The sequence below is a fragment of the Streptomyces luteosporeus genome (genome assembly GCF_039532865.1).
Classification (GTDB): domain Bacteria; phylum Actinomycetota; class Actinomycetes; order Streptomycetales; family Streptomycetaceae; genus Streptomyces; species Streptomyces luteosporeus.
Genome location: NZ_BAAASL010000045.1, coordinates 1 through 1,492 on the forward strand (window position 1 = coordinate 1; position 1,492 = coordinate 1,492).

Sequence of the window (1,492 nt, forward strand, 5' to 3'; positions counted from 1 at the left end):
CTCGTCATACATCCCGATGGATTTCATCATCGCCAGATGCTGGGCCCGGTCGACAAAACAGAAAACATACGCCCCGGTCTGCCAGGCGAGCACCACCATGTCTTCCAGATGCTCGCTGGTTGGCATAATGCAGCGCTCGCCGTCTTTGTCTTCCACGTCCTCAATAAATACCATGTACAGCGCCATAATCCCTCACTCCGTTGTCATAAATTTAAAGCACGCGAACAGCCTCTCCCGGTCCAGCTCCACCGTTTTGCGGGCCTCGCCGGTCTGTGGATTCACGATTTCATCCACCGCCAGAATCGCCCGCTGTACCCGGACAAGCGTCGGCCGGTCAGGGCAGATGTACCAGATTTCATCGATGCCGTTCGCCCGGCGGTTGAACAGATACCCGGACACCACTTCCTGATACCGCCTGCGGCTCTTGACGGTGCGCTCTACCTCAAATGCCACCGTTCTGCCGTCCAGCTCCGCCAGCGCGTCCGGCACTTTCATCCCTTTCAGGGCCATACGGTGCAGGTACCGCCAGCCGGTGGCCCCCCGGCCCTCCATGGAGAGGCGCAGGGACTGCACGGCCAGCCGGTGCGGCAGCTGCGCCGCCGACACCCTTGACGGCTGAAACGGAATAACGTCCGTCAGCGGCTCGTCCTCGTCGAACGAGAACGCCACCCCGTGCGGCGTCAGCCCCCACACGCTGACCTGACGGCCGTCAACCGGGTATTTCGCCCGGACCAGCAGCCCTTTCGCCACCAGACTGTCCAGGAAGCGGTAAACCGGCTGTACCGCCGCAATCCCCAGCCGTCGCGCAACCAGCTCCGCCGTGGAACACAGCTCTTCCCGCAGCCAGCGCAGGGTCAGCCGTGTTTTCTCCGCGTTCCGCGCCTGCCGCTTCGCGTGGCTGACGTTGTACTGCTCCAGTGTCATCAGTAAAGCCCCGCAAAATCATCATCCGCTTTTGGTCCGCCGCCGTCGGCCGGAGGCAGGTACTCCGCCAGCGGGTCCGTTTTCGCCAGCACCGGGAAGGTTTTCAGCGAAATTTCCCGGCGCTCAACCCGCAGCGGGCTGCTGAACGCCAGCCGCGCCACGCCCAGCCCGGTCATCACCGCGAACCCGTCAGGCAGGTGTTGCAGGGTGTTCACGTCAAACAGCGGCCGCGCCTCCTTCTGGATGAAGCTGTCGCCGCTGATGTGCTCCACGTTCCCCGCCTCCCGGCTGGCCCGGCGGCGCTCCACGTCCACCCGGATCTCCCCGGTCTGGCCCGCCGCCCACTGCGCGGACTCCTGGCTGGCCGCGCGATAGAACCAGCGGATCGGCGTGTTATCCAGTACCGTGGTTTTCACAAAATCAGCGGGCAGATCCTGCCCGCACTGACCGAAGTCGCCCAGCGACTGGTGCGCGAGCAGCAGGTTGCAGTCCCGGCTGCGCAGCGTCCCCAGCGCGTTCAGCACGTACTTCGACAGCAGATATTTAATCTCATCGAGCATGATGCTCG

The 1,492-nt window shown here is 63.6% G+C and carries 3 protein-coding genes; all 3 read right to left on the reverse strand.

Going from position 1 to position 1,492, the window contains the following annotated elements; all coding sequences use genetic code 11:
- Nucleotides 1-186 (reverse strand): hypothetical protein (locus ABD361_RS30265; RefSeq protein ID WP_344440172.1); only part of this gene is annotated, 186 nt, incomplete at its 3' end.
- 6 nt (nucleotides 187-192) lie between these two features.
- Nucleotides 193-924 carry a MobC family replication-relaxation protein gene (gene mobC, locus ABD361_RS30270; protein ID WP_071177728.1) on the reverse strand — a complete coding sequence of 244 codons (732 nt, stop codon included), beginning with the start codon at nucleotides 922-924 and terminating at the stop codon, nucleotides 193-195.
- The coding region (locus ABD361_RS30275) for a TraM recognition domain-containing protein (protein ID WP_344440174.1) at nucleotides 924-1,492 on the reverse strand (569 nt) is incomplete at its 5' end. The genes mobC and ABD361_RS30275, both read right to left, overlap by 1 nt.

Bases quoted from the DNA above. Each gene is read 5' to 3' on its own strand.
- mobC (WP_071177728.1), bottom strand. From the start codon at position 924: ATGACACTGGAGCAGTACAACGTCAGCCACGCGAAGCGGCAGGCGCGG.